We start from the raw sequence: 14278 nt of genomic DNA, 5'->3' as shown, positions 1-14278 counted from the left end.
CCTCAGGCTCGGGCCGGGGCGGCGTCGGCGACGCAGGCCTGCGCGTAGCGGAACAGTCCGGCCGGGGAGGCCAGCGCCGGGTCGGCGAGGGCGTCGGGATCGACCTCGATGCCGAACTCCTCCTCGACGGCCATCACCAGGGCGATGGTGTGCAGCGAGTCCACACCCAGATCGACGAGCGGGGTCTCGGAGTCGGTGACCTGCACGGAGCAGATCCGCTCGACGAGCTGGTCAAACTGCGACTGGTTCATGGCTGTCCCTCGGGGATGCGGTGACGGACTGGTGGGTTCGGTGGAGCTCGGAAGCGGCGGTCCCGGCGGCTGCGGCGGTGGTCCCGGCGGCTGCGGCGGTGGTCTCGGCGGCTGCGGCGGCGGCCGCTTCGGCGGCTTCGACGGCTTCGACCAGGCGCGTGGCGGCGGCCCGGTCCGGCTTGCCGTTGGCGGTCAGCGGGACGGTGTCCAGCGGGACGACCCGGTCGGGCATCCGGCTGGGGTCGAGCCGGCCGATCAGCGCGGACCGGACCTGCTCCGGCGGGAGGGTGCCGTGCACGGCCAGCAGCAGCGGCGCGTCCTCCTGCTCGGGGCGCAGCGCGACGGCGGCGGTGACGCCGGGGAGGCGCTCGGCGGCGTCCTCGATCTCGGTGAGGGCGATCCGCATGCCTCGGCGCTTGATCACGTCGTCGTCGCGGCCGACGAAGTAGAGCCGTCCGTCCTCGTCGAGCCAGCCGCGGTCGCCGGTGTGCAGCTCCAGCGAGCCGTCCGGGCGGCGGACGAAACGGTTCTGCTCCTCCAGCGGGATCCGCCAGTAGCCGGCCATCACGGTCGGTCCCCAGACCACGATCTCGCCGGTCTCGCGCGGGCCGAGCCCGCTGCCGTCGGCGGCAACGATCCGGACCTGGTCGCCGGGGATCGGCGGGCCGACCGAGTCGGGGTGCTCGGCGTACTCCTCCGGGTCGAGGATGGAGATCCGCTTGCACTCGGTCATGCCGTACATCGAGGCGAACTCGGAGCCGGGGAAGACCTCCAGCAGCTCCGCCATCACGGCCCGGCCGGGGCGGGCGCCGGTGTTGGTGAACAGCCGCACCCGGGTGGGCCGGTGCAGCTTGCTCTGCAGCAGGTGGAGCATCTGGGCCAGCGAGGGCACCAGCGGGACGACGGTGACGCCGGTGCGTTCGATCAGCCGGAGCAGTCCGACGTCCTCGCTGCGGCGGGCCAGCACCAGGGTGCCGCCGACCAGCGCGGACAGCAGGGCCTGGTAGAGGCCGTAGTCGAAGGAGAGCGGCAGCCGGCACAGCACCACGTCGTCCTGCTGGTAGCCGAGGCAGGCGTTGATGGCGTCCAGGGCGGCGAGCATCTGGCGGTGCGGGCAGACCACGCCCTTGGGGCGGCCGGTGGTGCCGGAGGTGTAGATCAGCATCGCCACCGTGTCGTCGTCGAAGTCGGCGCGGTAGCCGTCCTCGGCGGTGGCGAGCACCTGCTGCCAGACCTGCTCGACCTCGACGGTGCGGGCGGCGCGGGCCCCGGCCGCCGGGCGGCAGACGGCCAGCGCGGCCTCGGAGTCGGCCACGATGTGGTCGATCTGCTGGTCCGTCAGCTCCGGGTGGACCGGGACGAAGATCGCCCCGATCCGCAGGGTGGCCCAGAACAGGGCCAGGAACGTGCGGTCGTTGCCGCCGGCGTACACCACCCGGTCGCCGGAGGTGAGGCCCTGGCCGCGCAGCCAGCCGACCGCGCGGTCCACGGCGCTGCCCAGCCCGCGGTAGTCCAGGGTGCCGTCGGCGTCGATCACGGCGGGGTGGTCGGCCCGCTCCAGGAGCGGGTATTCGAGCAGGTCAGACACCGGCATGGACGGCCACTCCCTCGACGGTCTCGGCGGCGGCGAGCCGCTCCTGGGCCCGGGTGATGTCCCGGGCGGTGTTCAGGGACAGCACCTCCAGCTGGGGGTGGCGGCGCTTGAGCAGGTTGGCGAGCGTCTTGGCGGGCGGCAGCGAGAGCGTCGCCTCCGGGGCCAGTTCGCCCAGCCGGTCCAGGCACAGGTCCCAGCGGACCGGGCTGACCACCTGCTGGACCAGCCGGTGGCGGATGTCCGCCGGGTCCTCGACGAGCGCGCCGTCCGCGTTGGACAGCAGCAGCTGCGTGGGCCGGGCGAACGGCACCGCCTCGGCGGCGGCGGCGAAGGCCTGCCGGGCCGACTCCATGTACGGGGTGTGGAAGGCGCCGGCCACGCTGAGCGTCTTGACGGTCGCCCCGGCGGGCGGGGCGGCGGCCAGCTGCTCCAGGGCCTCGGTCAGGCCCGCCGCGACGATCTGGCCGGGGCCGTTGAAGGTCGCCGGGGTCAGGCCCAACTCGGCGATGCGGCCGAGGACTTCGTCCTGTTCGCCGCCGACCACGGCGGCCATCGAGGTGGGTGCCTCGGCGCAGGCCGCGGCCATCGCCCGGCTGCGGACCGCGGCGAGCCGCACCGCGTCGGCGGGCTCCAGCACCCCGGCGTACACCGCGGCGGTGAGTTCGCCGACCGAGTGTCCGGCCGCCACCGCCCCGCCCGGCCGGACGGCACCGGCCAGGGCGTGGTGGGCGAGCAGTCCGGCGGCGACCAGCAGCGGCTGGGTGTGCTCGGTGCGGGCGATCTCGGCGGCCGGGGCCTTGGTGCCGAGGTGCACCAGGTCGAGCTCGGCGGCCTCCGACCAGGCCCGCACCCGCTCGGCGGTGGCCGGGTCGCGCAGCCAGGCGGCCAGCATGCCCGGGGTCTGGGAGCCCTGGCCCGGCGCAATGTATGCGAACATTTGTTCGAACCTCCTTTCGAGTGGGGCCTGCGCCCGGCGCGGGGGCGCCCGGCGGGGTGTGGCAGGGGCGCGGGGGCGCCCGGCGGGGGGGTGTGCCGCGTGCTTACGGGCGGCCGGTGGACTTGCGGAAGCGGCGGATCGCCAGGAACGAGAAGCCGGCGAACCAGGCCAGCAGGTTGAACACCGCGCCGGCCACGCTGGAGTGCTCCCCGTGGAACGAGAAGCCGTCGTTCAGCGGGTACCGGGCCAGCGTCGCCACCCCGTACATCGGGGTGTAGCGGGAGATCTCCAGCATCACGCCGCTGAGCGGGATGAACAGGTTGCCCAGGAAGGCGAGGGCGGTCATGGTCAGGCCCGGCATGTGCATCACCACGTCGGGCTTCAGCGCCAGGCCCATGCCGATGCCGAGCGCGGCGAACACCGCGGCCCCGACCCAGGCCACCAGCAGCGAGGTCACCCAGACACCGGCGTCGGCCTCGGCCCCCGTCAGCGCACCCAGCACTCCCACGATGGCGACCGGCACACCGGCCATCAGCACCGAGCAGAGCACCTTGACCAGCAGATAGCCGGGCGGGGTGAGCGGGCTCATCGCGATCGTCCGCATCCAGCCGACGGACTTCTCCACCGAGATGGTGGCGGCCGAGCTGACCGCGGCGGTGGCCGCACCGTACACCGCCTGACCGATCATCATCCAGGCTGCGAAGTTGCCGTGCGGCAGGTTGGCGCCGCCGGACGGGCCGGTGCGGAACAGCGCCAGGTACAGCACCGCGGGCAGCAGCACCGTGAAGATCGTGGTCTGCCGGTTGAACCGGCGGCGCAGCTCGTAACGGATGAAGGTCGGGTTGACCCCGTTGAACACCGAGGTGCGGGCGGCGGCGGGCGCCGCGACGGCGGCCATCAGACGTTCTCCTTCTGGGCGTTGGCGGCGCTCCCGGCGCGGCCGGCGTTCTCGGTGATGGCCATGAAGGCCTCCTCCAGGCTGCGCGGCGCCACCTCGATGTCCCGCGCCTGGGTCTCGCCGACCAGCACCCGCAGCAGCGCGTCCGAGTCGGTGCAGGTGAAGTAGGTGCGCTCACCGCGGACGGCGCTGTCCCGCACGCCCGGCGTCCGGGACACCACGCCCGCCTCGTACGGGCTGAGCACCGCCGAGACGGTGCGGCCGCTGGTCGCGGCGCGGATCGAGGAGGCCGAGCCGTCGGCCACCACCGCACCCTTGTTGATCATGACCACCCGGTCGGCGAACTGGTCCGCCTCCTCCATGTAGTGGGTGGCGAACATGACCGTCATGCCGCGCGCCGCGTCCTCCCGGACGGCCGCCCAGAAGTCCCGCCGGGCCACCACGTCCATGCCGGCCGTCGGCTCGTCCAGCACCAGGAAGTCCGGCCGGGACAGCAGCGCCAGCGCGAAACGCAGCCGCTGCTGCTCGCCGCCCGAGCAGGCCGCCACCCGGCGGGCCCGCAGCTCGGTGATGTTCGCCCGCGCCATGCACCGCTCCGGGTCCGCCCCCGGGTGCAGCGAGGCCAGCATGTGCACGGTCGCCTCGATCGTCAGGTCCGGCAGCAGACCGCCGGACTGCAGCACCGCCGCCACCCGCCCGGCCCGCACCGCCTGCTCGGGGCTCACCCCGAACAGCCGCACCTCACCCTCGTCCGGCCGGGTCAGCCCCAGCAGCATGTCGATCGACGTGGTCTTGCCCGCGCCGTTCGGCCCGAGGAACGCCACCACCTCGCCCCGCCGAATCCGCAGATCCAGCCCGTTGACGGCGGTGAACACCTCGCCCTTGGCGTTGGTGAACCGCTTGACCACATTGGACAGTTCAGCCGCCAGGGGGGACGTCGTCCCCCCCGACGCCGTACGGTTCTGGTAATCGATCATCATCCGAGTCCTCACGATTCGGCGGAGGTTCGCCTCTTGTGAGCACTACTTTCCCGGCCACCCCTATCGGCCCGAACCGACCCGGCTATCGGACCCCTATCCCGGGGCCCGCAGCACTCCACGCAGCCTCTTGCCACCACCGGTAGGATCGGGAGCATGAGCGGTAGCAAGAAGTATTCGGTCAGCCTGCCCGAGGACCTTGCGGAGAGCATCCGCAGCCAGGTGGGCCCAGGCGGCTTCTCGGCCTACGTCGCCGAGGCACTGGAGCACCGCGTGGCGATGGACAAGCTCCGCGAGATCGTCGCCGACTTCGAGGCGGACAACGAACCACTCACCCCCGAGGAGATCGACGCCGCCCGCGCGCTGCTGCGCCACGACCGGCCGGCCTCGGCCGACGACACGGCCGCCTGATGCCCGGCACCCTCCTCCTGGACAGCGAGGGCCTGGCCCGCCTCTACCTGAACGACCGCCAGGTCGCCGCCTTCGTACAGGCAGCCACCGCGGAGGGTGTGCGGGTCGGCACCACGGCGATGACCGTGATCGAGGCGGACGATGCCCGCGCCCACCCGGCTCGGATCCGCTGGGCCCTTTCCCGCATCGACGTCCACGACGTCACCCGCGAGATCGGCAACCAGGCGGCGGCGCTGCTCCGAGAACACCGGCTGCACGGCCACAAGTACGCCAGCGAAGCCGCGTTCGCCGTGATCGCCCGCTCTGTCCCCGACCCGGTCACCGTCCTCACCGCGGACCCGGAGGATCTGACGCTGCTCTGCGGCCCCCGTGTCCTGGTCCTCGGCCTCTGAACCTGCGCCGACCGGCGGCCCGGAACGCCGAACGCGGCGCCGCGGAAACCTCCGTGACACCGCGTCCCACCGGGAACATCCGGTCCGCTCATGCCCGCCGCCGCAACTCGTCACCAATTGCGCTGCAGCTGTTGCGCCCGGTCAGGACGGCAGCTGTTCCGTCGCGTCGACGATCGCGACCTTCCGCACCGCGCTGCTGTACACGACCTTGCCCTCGGCCGGCGACCCGGGCTTTCCGATGACGCGTTCGCCGAGGAAGGCGTGGGTCTTCCGGTCCAGGATGAGCTGGACGGTCCCCGCTCGGGGGTCGAGCATGGACACCGCCTCGCCGCTGCGGCCGAGCGCGTCGGTCGCCTCCGCGCTGTAGGAGATGTTCGGCAGCTTGGCCGCGGCCCGGAACAGTGCGGCCTGCTGGGGAGCGGGGCAGGCGCTGTCCATGATCGAGCGAATCAGGCTCCAGATCGCCACCTCGCGGCTCACGTGGGTCCGGACCTGGTCCTCCTGCACGGACGGGTCCGCCTCGATGCGCCGCAGCAGCTCGTCGGGATCGGTCGGCAGCGCGGTCAGGGCGCTGTAGGGGGCCCCCAGGAGACTGGGGCCGGCCTCGTGGGGGGCCCTGGTGACGCTGGTTTCGATCCCCTGGTTGGCCGGCCGGACCAGGCCTTGCTTCGATCCGTCGACGGAGTACCACATCTCGCTGGTGCCCTGCGAGCTGTCGGTGGTGTGCAGGATCTCCATGTAGACGAACTGGTCCGGCCGCGGCTTCGGGGCGTCGGCGAGCGCGTCGGCCGCGAGGTTCAGTGCCGAGATCGCCCGGGCGCTGGACTCGGCCGCGCCCGGTCCGGCGATCTGGGTGCTGACCACGCCCGCGGTGAGCGCCGCCGTCAGGGCCGCGGCGACCAGCATTCGGCGTGTGGTGAGCCGTCGGCCCCGTCGTGCCGCGGGCTTTCCGGCGATGGCGTCGGCCAGTTGCAGGCGGCCGCGGAGGCGGGCGTGGGTGGTCATCGGTTCGGTGTCGGCCCGGAATTCGGCGAGCCGGGTGATCTCGTTCACGGTGACTCCTCAGTGCGTGGGGTGGTCGAGTGCGGTGTGCAGCCGGCGGCGGGCGCGGTTGAGCCGGGAGCGGACCGTGCCGTCCGGGATCCGCAGGGCCTCGGCGATCTCCTGGTAGGTCAGCTCGGCCCAGGCGAACAGCAGCAGGACGTCGCGTTCCTTCGCCGTCAGCCGGGCCAGTACTCCGGCGATCTCCCGGGCCTGGGCGCCGGCCGTCACCCTGGCGGCCACCGTGTCGGCGTGGTCGTCGGTGGCCAGCGGGTCGACGCCGCTACGGGCCAGGGCCCGGTAGCCGGAGCGTTCGGTGCGCTGGTGGCGGTGCAGCAGGTTGGTGGCGATCCCGTACAGCCAGGGCCTGGCGTCGGAGCGGTCCTGGTCGTAGCGGCCGCGGATGCGGAAGGCCGACAGGAAGGTCTCGGAGGTGAGGTCGTCGGCCACCGAGGCGCCGATCCGCCGGGCCAGGTAGTGGTGCACCGCGGTGGCGTGCCGGTCGTATATCTCGCCGAACCGGTCCGGTTCGGCGAGCGATGCCCCGATGACCGTCGCGTCGTCGTCCGCTCCCTCCCGCAGGGGCGCGTCCGTTCCGAGAACCGCCGTCACCGGCCCACCCCCCATCGGCCGGTCGCCAATGTCTGGTCGGTCCTGCACATGGGCTCTCCTTCGCGCGGCTTCTCGGGACGCTTCCACCCTCTATTGCCAGCTCGCCGGGGCCCGGTTCGGCGGATTCGGCGAGAATTTCGCTGCGGCCCGGAACGCCCTTACCGGGCACGGGAGTTCTGCGAGACTGCCGGGCAACGGCGAGGAACGGGGGTCGGGGTGACGGAGGATCGGGCAGGGCGGCTCGTCGGGGGCCGGTACCGGCTGGTGCGGGCGCTCGGGGCGGGTGGGTTCGGCAGCGTGTGGCTGGCGCACGACGAGACCCTGGGGGTGGACGTCGCCCTCAAGGAGGTGCGCCTGCCGCCGAGCGGGACGGCCGCCGAGCACGCCGAACTGCTGGCGCGGGCGCAGCGCGAGGCCCGGCACGCGGCCCGGCTGCGCGACCACCCGCACGTGGTCGGGGTGCACGACGTGGTGCTGGACGGCGGCGCGCCGTGGACGGTGATGCAGCTGATCCTCGGGCGGTCGCTGCACGAGCGGATCGCCGAGGGCGGCCCGCTGCCCGTCCCCGAGGCGGCCCGGGTGGCGTCCGCCGTGCTGGCCGCGCTGGACGCCGCGCACCGCGCCGGGATCGTCCACCGGGACGTCAAACCGGCCAACATCCTGCTGGCGGACGACGGCCGGGTGCTGCTCGCCGACTTCGGGATCGCCGTCCAGCAGCACCAGACCGCGCTGACCGCGTCCGGCATGTTCGTCGGGTCGGTGGACTACATCGCGCCGGAGCGCGCCCAGGGCGGGCCCGCCGACCCGGCCGGGGACCTGTTCTCGCTGGGCGCGACGCTCTATCAGGCCGTGGAGGGGCGGCTGCCGTTCCGCCGCGACACCCCGGTGGGCACCCTCACCGCCGTCCTGTTCGAGCCGCCCGCGCCGTGCGTGCTGGCCGGTCCGCTGACGCCGCTGATCGACGGCCTGCTGGCGAAGGACCCGGCCGCCCGCCTCGACGGCGCCCGCGCCGCGGCGATGCTCGCCCCGCACCTGGGCGCGCACCCGCCGACGGCCGCCGCCACTGTGCCGCACCCGGCCGCCCCGCCCGGCGTCCCCGCGCTGCCCGGCGTCCCCGCCCCGCCGGCCTTCGCGCCGCCGGCCTTCGCGCCGGGCGTGCCGAACTCACCGAACGCTCCGACCGTCCCGGCCGCGCCGCCGCCCGAGCCTGCCGCCCCACGGGCCGCCCGCCGTGCGGTGGTGACGGTGCTGCTCCCGCTGCTGGTGCCGGCCGTGCTCGGTGCGGCGATGCCGCTGAACGCGTTCGCGTTCCACCCGGACAGTCAACTTCCGCCGGCCGCCGCCCTCTCGCTGAACCGGGCCCGCACCCCGCTGTTCGAGGTGCTCGGTCTGGACGGGTTCCCCGTGCCCGGCGGCAGCGCCGTGACGCTGTCCTGGCTGTGGCTGCTGCCGACGCTGGCCGCCCTGCTGGCCGCTTGGTGCCCGCCCAGGGTCCCGGTGGCCGTCCGCGCCACCGGGTACCTGCTGGCCCTGGTGCTGCCCGTCCGCCTGCTGGTCGCGGACCTGCGGGGTGCCGACCCGCACCTGGTGCATGCCCTGCCGTCGACGATCGTGTCCCACCTGCACGTCGGTTACGGCCCGGGCTGGTGGCTGCTGCACGTGGCGGCGTTCGCCGCCCCGGCGGTGCTGCTGGCGGGCCAGTTGCTCCACCGGAGGCGGCGCTGAGCTCGTATCACGGCGCGGAGACCGGGATGTCCGGGCTGCGGTCGAACGCCTTTATCGGGGTCATGCCGCCGTAGCCGGGGAGGCTGACGGTGTTGTCGTGGCTGACCTGGGCGCAGGTGTTCTCGTTGTCGGCGGTGGTGGCCTCGGCGCCCTTGAGCGCGGCGGCCGGGTCCACGGGGGCGGTCGAACCGCCCTGCGCGCCGCCGGGGAAGGTGGTGCCCGACTTCCAGTCGGTGCCGATCAGCAGCTCGATCGAACTGCCGGTGCCGGCCTCGACGGCGCTCTCGGGCATGCCGAGCGCGGCGGCCACCTGCTTGGCCTCGGCCTCCTTCCCGGCCGGGTAGCGGACGGTGCTGTGCTCGGTGGGCGTGTTCTTGCCCGTGGTGGTGTCCTTGGAGAACCCGGCCGTGCGCAGCGCCTCCACCAGGGCGGTGGCCCGGCTCGTGACGCCGCTGCCGTTCCGCACCGTCACGGCGATGTTCTTGCGCGGCGTGCTGTTGGTCGGCGGGGCGGAGCTGGGATCGGCGGGCGGCGGCGAGGAGGGCGGCGCGCTGCTCGCGCCGTTCGGGTCAGCGCTCAGCGGCTGGTCGTTCTTGATCGACGCGAACAGCTTCTTCGCGTCGGGGCCGGCCACCAGCCGGTTGTCGTCCCTGGGGTCGGGCCCGGTCTGCATGGTGGTGAAGGTGACCCGGGACGGCGGCACCTTGTTCAGGTCGTCGGCCAGGCCGACCAGCTTGGTGATCCCGTCCAGGCCGGGATCGACGGTGAGCGCCTTGGTGGCGGCGTCGGCCAGCGACAGCACCTTGGTCGGGTCGGTGAGCGTCCCGGCGCTCTTCAGCTCACGGATCATCGACCCGAGGAAGGCGTGCTGGGCGGCCGCCCGCCCGAGGTCGCCGCCGTCCCCGAAGCCGTGCCGGGTGCGGACGAACTGCAGCGCTGCCATGCCCTTCAGGGTGTGCTTGCCCTTGGTCAGCTTGAGGTGCGAGTACGGGTCGTACACGTTGTCGCTGACGCACACCGGGACGCCGCCCACCGCGTCCGACATCTTGATCACACCGACGAAGTCGACCTTCACGAAGTGGTCGATCGGCACGTCGGTGAGCTGGTGCACGGCGGCCACGGTGCAGCCGGGGCCGTACGCCAGCGTGGAGTTGATCTGCCCGCGGCCGGCCTTGGACTTGGTCTTGTGCTCGGTGTCCTGGCAGCCCGGCAGGTCGGTCACCAGGTCACGCGGGATGCTCATCACGGTGGCGTTCGAGCGGTCCGCCGAGACGTGCAGCAGCAGCTGGACGTCGGCGTTGGCACCGGGGCCGCAGTCGCCGCCGATCTCACAGTCCTCCGGGTTGTCGCGCGAGTCGGAGCCGATCACCAGGACGTTGATCGGGGTCCGCCCGAACTCGTCCGGCACCTCGTGCCCGGCGTCCCCGCTCTCACCGGCGTACAGCGGCGCGGACTTGATGTTGCCGTTGTAGCGCATGTACAGGTAGCCGCCCGTTCCGACGGTCAGCACCACCAGCCCGGCCACGCTCCAGGCGGCGATCTTCAACCCGCGCCGCCCGCGCCCCTGCTTGGCGCCCCGCCGGCCCCCGCCCCGCGACCGTTGCCGGGGCACCCGTCCCTCTCCCTCGTCCGCCGCCGGCTCGACGGTGTCGGACTGTCCGCGTATCACATCGCACCCCCGTCGCCCGGCCCCTCCGAGCTTTCTCCCCCTAATAGATGCACAAGGGGGCGCAGATGTTGCACGCGGGGGTGGGATCGGACGAATGCGCTGCCCCCGCACCGGGGTTGAACGCCTGCCTGCCTGCGGCCCGACCCCCGCCACCCACGTCCCCGTCACCGCCGCCCTGCGCCCGGGCCCTCGCCGCATTCACCGAGAACGCCTTCTGACCCTGGAACCTCAGTCGGCGACGTTCCGGTTGCCGAGAGCCTGGGCGTAGACGTCGTTGACGATCTTCTGCGCCAGCTCCCTCTCCTCCGTCGAGGTCTCCACCCGAAGCCACACCAGCATCACCTGAAGCTCGCCGTCCTGCCGCCATGCGGCCGTCCGGTACAGCAGCATCCCGTAACGTCCCGGCCCGGGTGAGGCCTTCTCGTCGCTCCACTCCGCGTACAGCGCCCAGGGGTTGACGCGCTTCCAGTCGAGCCTCTCCGGGTGTTTCGCGCGGTCGCGGTTCAGCAGAGTCTCCGCTGCGGTGTCGTCGCACGAACTGCCGCAGTAGAACGCCGCGAGTTCGATGCTGACATCCGGCCCGGCAACCCCCAGGGCTTGCGCCGCCTTCGCCGGACCGCACGTGTACACCACCAGCTGCTGGAGTTTCCGCTCCTCCTCACTGGCGGTGTTTTTGCAGTCGAGCTCTCTCGGCCCGCGGAAGGCGAACGGCAGGTACCTCAGGTGCCACACACGGGAACGCTCCTCGTCGCCCCAGGACGCGCCGTACGCCTTGTCGCGCCAGTCGCGGTGGTAGTAGGCGAAGCGGTTTCCCTTGTCCGGTACCGGGCTCCTCGGCATGCCGTCCAGGCTCGCCGGAGTGTCGCCGCCACCCTGCCGCCATCCGGAGCCGGCGCGTTCCGCGGCGTGGTCCGCCAGGACCCGGAGCACGTCGGCCATCCGGGTTTCGGAGGCGAACTCTTCGGCGTAGGAGACGAAGAGCACGGCGTTCTCACGGCGGATCACGGCCGAACCCCGCAGGGTCTGTGGCCCTTGGTCCGTCCAGTAGACGTGCGGCCCCCAGTCCGTCTCGGGCCTCATCGTGAGGAAGGCCTCGTTGCCCAGCCCGTCGAGACCCCGGACGGGCGACTCCCGGTTCGCGGTCTTTCTCCGCAACTCTTCGACGTACTGGGACGCCTGACTCGTCGCATCAGCCAATCGGAACGGTCGGAACAGCAACGTACTGATCGTGATGCGCACATCGGGGGCGAACGGTGACTGCTCGGCGGCCGTGCAGGTCCGGGTAGCCACACGGCCTTCGTCCACGGGCGGGTGGGCGTACTGCATGCGGTCGACCGTCAGCCGGGCAAGATCCCGCTGCTCCAGCAGGGAGCAGGGTTCGGGAAACGCCCGCACCGGCCATGGGCCCGGCTGCGCGCTCGTGGCGCCGGTGACCATCGTCATCTGGGCGGCGAACACGACCATCGCCACAGCGCCACGCACCGCCCGGAACAGCAGGCCGCCCGTCCAGGAGGCGGGGCCCTCACGCCCTTCCGGGACGTCCGCGTCGGCCGCGAGCCGATCGCGCAGCTCGATGTGGCGGAACTGGTAGACACCGCCGGACTGACGCAGCACCCCACGCCGGTGCGCGTCCTCCAGGAAGTCCAGGAACCGCAGCGGAAGCCGTCCGGACAGCGCGAGCCAGAACCTGGCGACGGCGAACCGGCCCCACGCGGACACGGCGACGGCGTGCAGCTGCCAGCAGAGCAGGCTGCCGACCCCGACGACACCCCAGTCGGCTGCGGAGACCCGGCCCCTGCCGAGCATCAGCTGCCAGAACGCCACCATGAGCGGCGGCAGCATCAGAAATACCAGGTTCTCGTTGTCCAAGGTCTTCCTGGTTCCCAGCGGCCCCAGCCAGCCGAATGCGAGCGTGGCGCGCCGGTCACGGGCGAGCAGGCGGGCCGGGGACGCGGCCGGCGCCGTGTCAGCAGGCCGCCACACCTGGTGGACCAGCCATCTGACGCAGGCCGTCAGCACGACGGCAGTGGCCAGGCTCACGCTCGGGATTCCGTTGGCCGACCTCCAGGTCAGGGCTGTCACCCAACCCGCGAGCAACCCGAGGGTCATCGAGCCGGCCTTCCACCGAACCTCCCGGAGCGCTTGCCGCAGGCTGTCGCCGTTCGGCATCTCCAAGCTCTGGGGCGCGCGCTGCCAATCGGGTTTTCCCCGCACCACGGACAGCACGGCAAGGCCCAGGACGACCACCACAGCGATCGCGAAGCCGCCCGGGACCGACACCGGCACGGTGTCGCCCCACCACGGCTTCCCGAAATCAAACAGACTGACGATCAGCCAGGCGAGGAGGAAAGCGGGCAGCAGCCCCAGCACCCGGACCGGCGCGGGGACGTCACGATCGAGAGTCCACCAGGACAGGTCGGTACGGCCCGCCGCCTTCATCCGCGCCGCGAGGAACCCGGCCCACCTGCGGGCCTCCTCCGGCGAGCGCCCGCCGCGCAGTGCCCGCTCGGAACGCGAGGAGCTGTAGACCGCGTCCAGGTACGCGGTGTACAGGTGCCCCTGGATCTCCTGAACGGTGCGGAACCGGCCCGGCTGAACCAGTTCGTCCGGGTGGGTGCCGGCGTGCCCGTACGCGACCCGGGCGAGGCCTGCCATCAGAGGCACATCCAGGGCCTGCCGCAACAGGACGACCTCGCGGGTCCGATCCACGGGGTCGACGAGCCGGTCCACCAGGGTGCGCCACCGCGTCCTGCGGCCGCCCGCGCTCAGGTACTGTCCGACGGCAGCCGAGGACAGCGGCAACAGGACGACCTCGGCACGCAGGAAGTCGCTGTCGACGGGGACCTGTTGACGGTACTGGGCCGGGCGGCTGGTCAGCACGAACGGCCGGGTGCTGTGCAGGGCCGCCAGTTCGTCGAAGGCGGCCGCACGGTTCGCCACGGGCAGCTCGTCGAAGCCGTCGAGGACCGGCAGCACCCGCCCGGCACCGATGAGGCGGCCTGCGACCACCTCCGGGGAGGCACCGGGCACCGGCGTACACACCTCGGGGTACTCGGCGGCGAGCCGGCCGGCCGCCCAGGTGTCGAGACCTTGTCCCGGGTCCCAGGAGGCGAGCTGCAGCACCAGGGGCACCGGTTCGGATTCACCACGCGCATCGTTGGCGACGGCCTGCCGTCCTGCCAGAAGGTCGCGGGCGAGCCGCACAGCGAGAACCGACTTCCCGGCACCGGCCGGCCCGAGGAGAACGAGCCGCCGACCGGGCGTACGGCGGAAGTACGCGGCCAGGGAGCCGGGTGGTGCGACCGCACCTTTCTCGGCGGGGTGGCCGCCCCTGTCGCCGCCGACCTCCCTCCACAGCACGTCGATCGACTCGGGGTTGTCGGCCTGCCGCAGCCGTTCGTCGTCCCGGTACCGGTCCAGCAGCACCGCGGCAAGCTCGTCGGCCACCCGATCGAGGACAGCGGGCGAACTCCAGGAGGCTTCCCTACGTCGCCGCCGTACCGCGAGCGCCCGCCCCAGCAACTCCCAGAACAGCGCGACCGCGAGCAGAACCCAGCCCGCAAGAACCGGGCTGACCGCCAGCTGCGGCGGCAGCGGTAAGACGGGTTGCGCACCCAGCAGGACGACCCCGAGGAGCGCCAGCAGCCCACGGAACCCGATGCCCACGTGCACGGTGAGCCGCTCAAGGTATCCGACCTGGACGACCGTCTCCTGCCGCCCGCCGCGCACCTCGTTGTGCACCGTCAAACGCCACGGAGCCCCTCGCCTGGA

Annotated in this window: 12 protein-coding genes; 3 read left to right on the top strand and 9 right to left on the bottom strand. The window is 72.8% G+C overall.

Annotated elements, in window-relative coordinates:
- Positions 1-2: 2 nt before the first annotated feature.
- The 5 genes from ACZ6R9_RS05635 to ACZ6R9_RS05615 all read right to left on the bottom strand — a co-directional run bounded on the left by ACZ6R9_RS05635 (position 3) and on the right by ACZ6R9_RS05615 (position 4657).
- Positions 3-251: a phosphopantetheine-binding protein gene (locus ACZ6R9_RS05635; RefSeq protein WP_380488155.1), complete on the bottom strand. Its 249-nt coding sequence runs from the start codon at positions 249-251 to the stop codon at positions 3-5.
- Positions 232-1845 (bottom strand): class I adenylate-forming enzyme family protein, encoded by a 1614-nt coding sequence (locus ACZ6R9_RS05630; protein ID WP_465536695.1) that lies wholly within the window; start codon positions 1843-1845, stop codon positions 232-234. The genes ACZ6R9_RS05635 and ACZ6R9_RS05630 overlap by 20 nt, the downstream gene beginning before the upstream one ends.
- The gene (locus ACZ6R9_RS05625) at positions 1832-2782 is read right to left on the bottom strand and encodes an ACP S-malonyltransferase (protein WP_465536694.1); all 951 of its coding nucleotides are present in this window, start codon (positions 2780-2782) and stop codon (positions 1832-1834) included. The genes ACZ6R9_RS05630 and ACZ6R9_RS05625 overlap by 14 nt, the downstream gene beginning before the upstream one ends.
- A gap of 103 nt (positions 2783-2885) precedes the next feature.
- Positions 2886-3680, bottom strand: coding sequence for an ABC transporter permease (locus ACZ6R9_RS05620; protein ID WP_465536692.1), 795 nt, complete (start codon positions 3678-3680; stop codon positions 2886-2888).
- The gene (locus tag ACZ6R9_RS05615; RefSeq protein WP_465536690.1) at positions 3680-4657 is read right to left on the bottom strand and encodes an ABC transporter ATP-binding protein; all 978 of its coding nucleotides are present in this window, start codon (positions 4655-4657) and stop codon (positions 3680-3682) included. Before ACZ6R9_RS05615 ends, ACZ6R9_RS05620 begins: the two co-directional genes overlap by 1 nt.
- Positions 4658-4813: 156 nt before the next feature.
- On the opposite strand from ACZ6R9_RS05615, the gene ACZ6R9_RS05610 reads away from it, so the two are divergent.
- Positions 4814-5068, top strand: coding sequence for a hypothetical protein (locus tag ACZ6R9_RS05610; protein ID WP_380488148.1), 255 nt, complete (start codon positions 4814-4816; stop codon positions 5066-5068).
- Positions 5068-5460 carry a DNA-binding protein gene (locus ACZ6R9_RS05605; RefSeq protein WP_465536688.1) on the top strand — a complete coding sequence of 131 codons (393 nt, stop codon included), beginning with the start codon at positions 5068-5070 and terminating at the stop codon, positions 5458-5460. The genes ACZ6R9_RS05610 and ACZ6R9_RS05605 overlap by 1 nt, the downstream gene beginning before the upstream one ends.
- A 141-nt stretch (positions 5461-5601) precedes the next feature.
- Here ACZ6R9_RS05605 and ACZ6R9_RS05600 read toward each other — a convergent pair whose 3' ends face one another.
- Together ACZ6R9_RS05600 and ACZ6R9_RS05595 are read right to left on the bottom strand one after the other, a co-directional pair.
- Positions 5602-6513: a CU044_5270 family protein gene (locus tag ACZ6R9_RS05600; protein WP_465536686.1), complete on the bottom strand. Its 912-nt coding sequence runs from the start codon at positions 6511-6513 to the stop codon at positions 5602-5604.
- Positions 6514-6522: 9 nt separating this feature from the next.
- Positions 6523-7128: an RNA polymerase sigma factor gene (locus ACZ6R9_RS05595; RefSeq protein ID WP_465536819.1), complete on the bottom strand. Its 606-nt coding sequence runs from the start codon at positions 7126-7128 to the stop codon at positions 6523-6525.
- A gap of 201 nt (positions 7129-7329) precedes the next feature.
- Between ACZ6R9_RS05595 and ACZ6R9_RS05590 the strand changes: the two genes are divergently transcribed.
- A complete protein-coding gene (locus tag ACZ6R9_RS05590; protein WP_465536684.1) occupies positions 7330-8838 on the top strand; it encodes a serine/threonine-protein kinase in 1509 nt (502 codons plus the stop codon).
- A gap of 7 nt (positions 8839-8845) precedes the next feature.
- Here the strand turns inward: ACZ6R9_RS05590 and ACZ6R9_RS05585 are convergent, their stop codons facing one another.
- Both ACZ6R9_RS05585 and ACZ6R9_RS05580 read right to left on the bottom strand, forming a co-directional pair.
- Positions 8846-10384: an LCP family protein gene (locus ACZ6R9_RS05585; protein ID WP_380488141.1), complete on the bottom strand. Its 1539-nt coding sequence runs from the start codon at positions 10382-10384 to the stop codon at positions 8846-8848.
- A 351-nt stretch (positions 10385-10735) separates the two neighbouring features.
- Positions 10736-14248 (bottom strand): NACHT domain-containing protein, encoded by a 3513-nt coding sequence (locus tag ACZ6R9_RS05580; protein WP_465536817.1) that lies wholly within the window; start codon positions 14246-14248, stop codon positions 10736-10738.
- Positions 14249-14278: the final 30 nt, after the last annotated feature.

It is taken from the genome of Kitasatospora sp. NPDC048662 (assembly GCF_055587065.1).
Note: the sequence above shows the minus strand (reverse complement) of the source record. Positions and strands in the feature narration are given on the sequence as shown.

Excerpts from the sequence above, each read along its gene's own strand:
- ACZ6R9_RS05635 (WP_380488155.1), bottom strand. The coding sequence starts at position 251 with ATGAACCAGTCGCAGTTTGACCAGCTCGTCGAGCGGATCTGCTCCGTG.
- ACZ6R9_RS05630 (WP_465536695.1), bottom strand. The coding sequence starts at position 1,845 with ATGCCGGTGTCTGACCTGCTCGAATACCCGCTCCTGGAGCGGGCCGAC.
- ACZ6R9_RS05625 (WP_465536694.1), bottom strand. The coding sequence starts at position 2,782 with ATGTTCGCATACATTGCGCCGGGCCAGGGCTCCCAGACCCCGGGCATG.
- ACZ6R9_RS05620 (WP_465536692.1), bottom strand. The coding sequence starts at position 3,680 with ATGGCCGCCGTCGCGGCGCCCGCCGCCGCCCGCACCTCGGTGTTCAAC.
- ACZ6R9_RS05615 (WP_465536690.1), bottom strand. The coding sequence starts at position 4,657 with ATGATCGATTACCAGAACCGTACGGCGTCGGGGGGGACGACGTCCCCC.
- ACZ6R9_RS05610 (WP_380488148.1), top strand. The coding sequence starts at position 4,814 with ATGAGCGGTAGCAAGAAGTATTCGGTCAGCCTGCCCGAGGACCTTGCG.
- ACZ6R9_RS05605 (WP_465536688.1), top strand. The coding sequence starts at position 5,068 with ATGCCCGGCACCCTCCTCCTGGACAGCGAGGGCCTGGCCCGCCTCTAC.
- ACZ6R9_RS05595 (WP_465536819.1), bottom strand. The coding sequence starts at position 7,128 with ATGGGGGGTGGGCCGGTGACGGCGGTTCTCGGAACGGACGCGCCCCTG.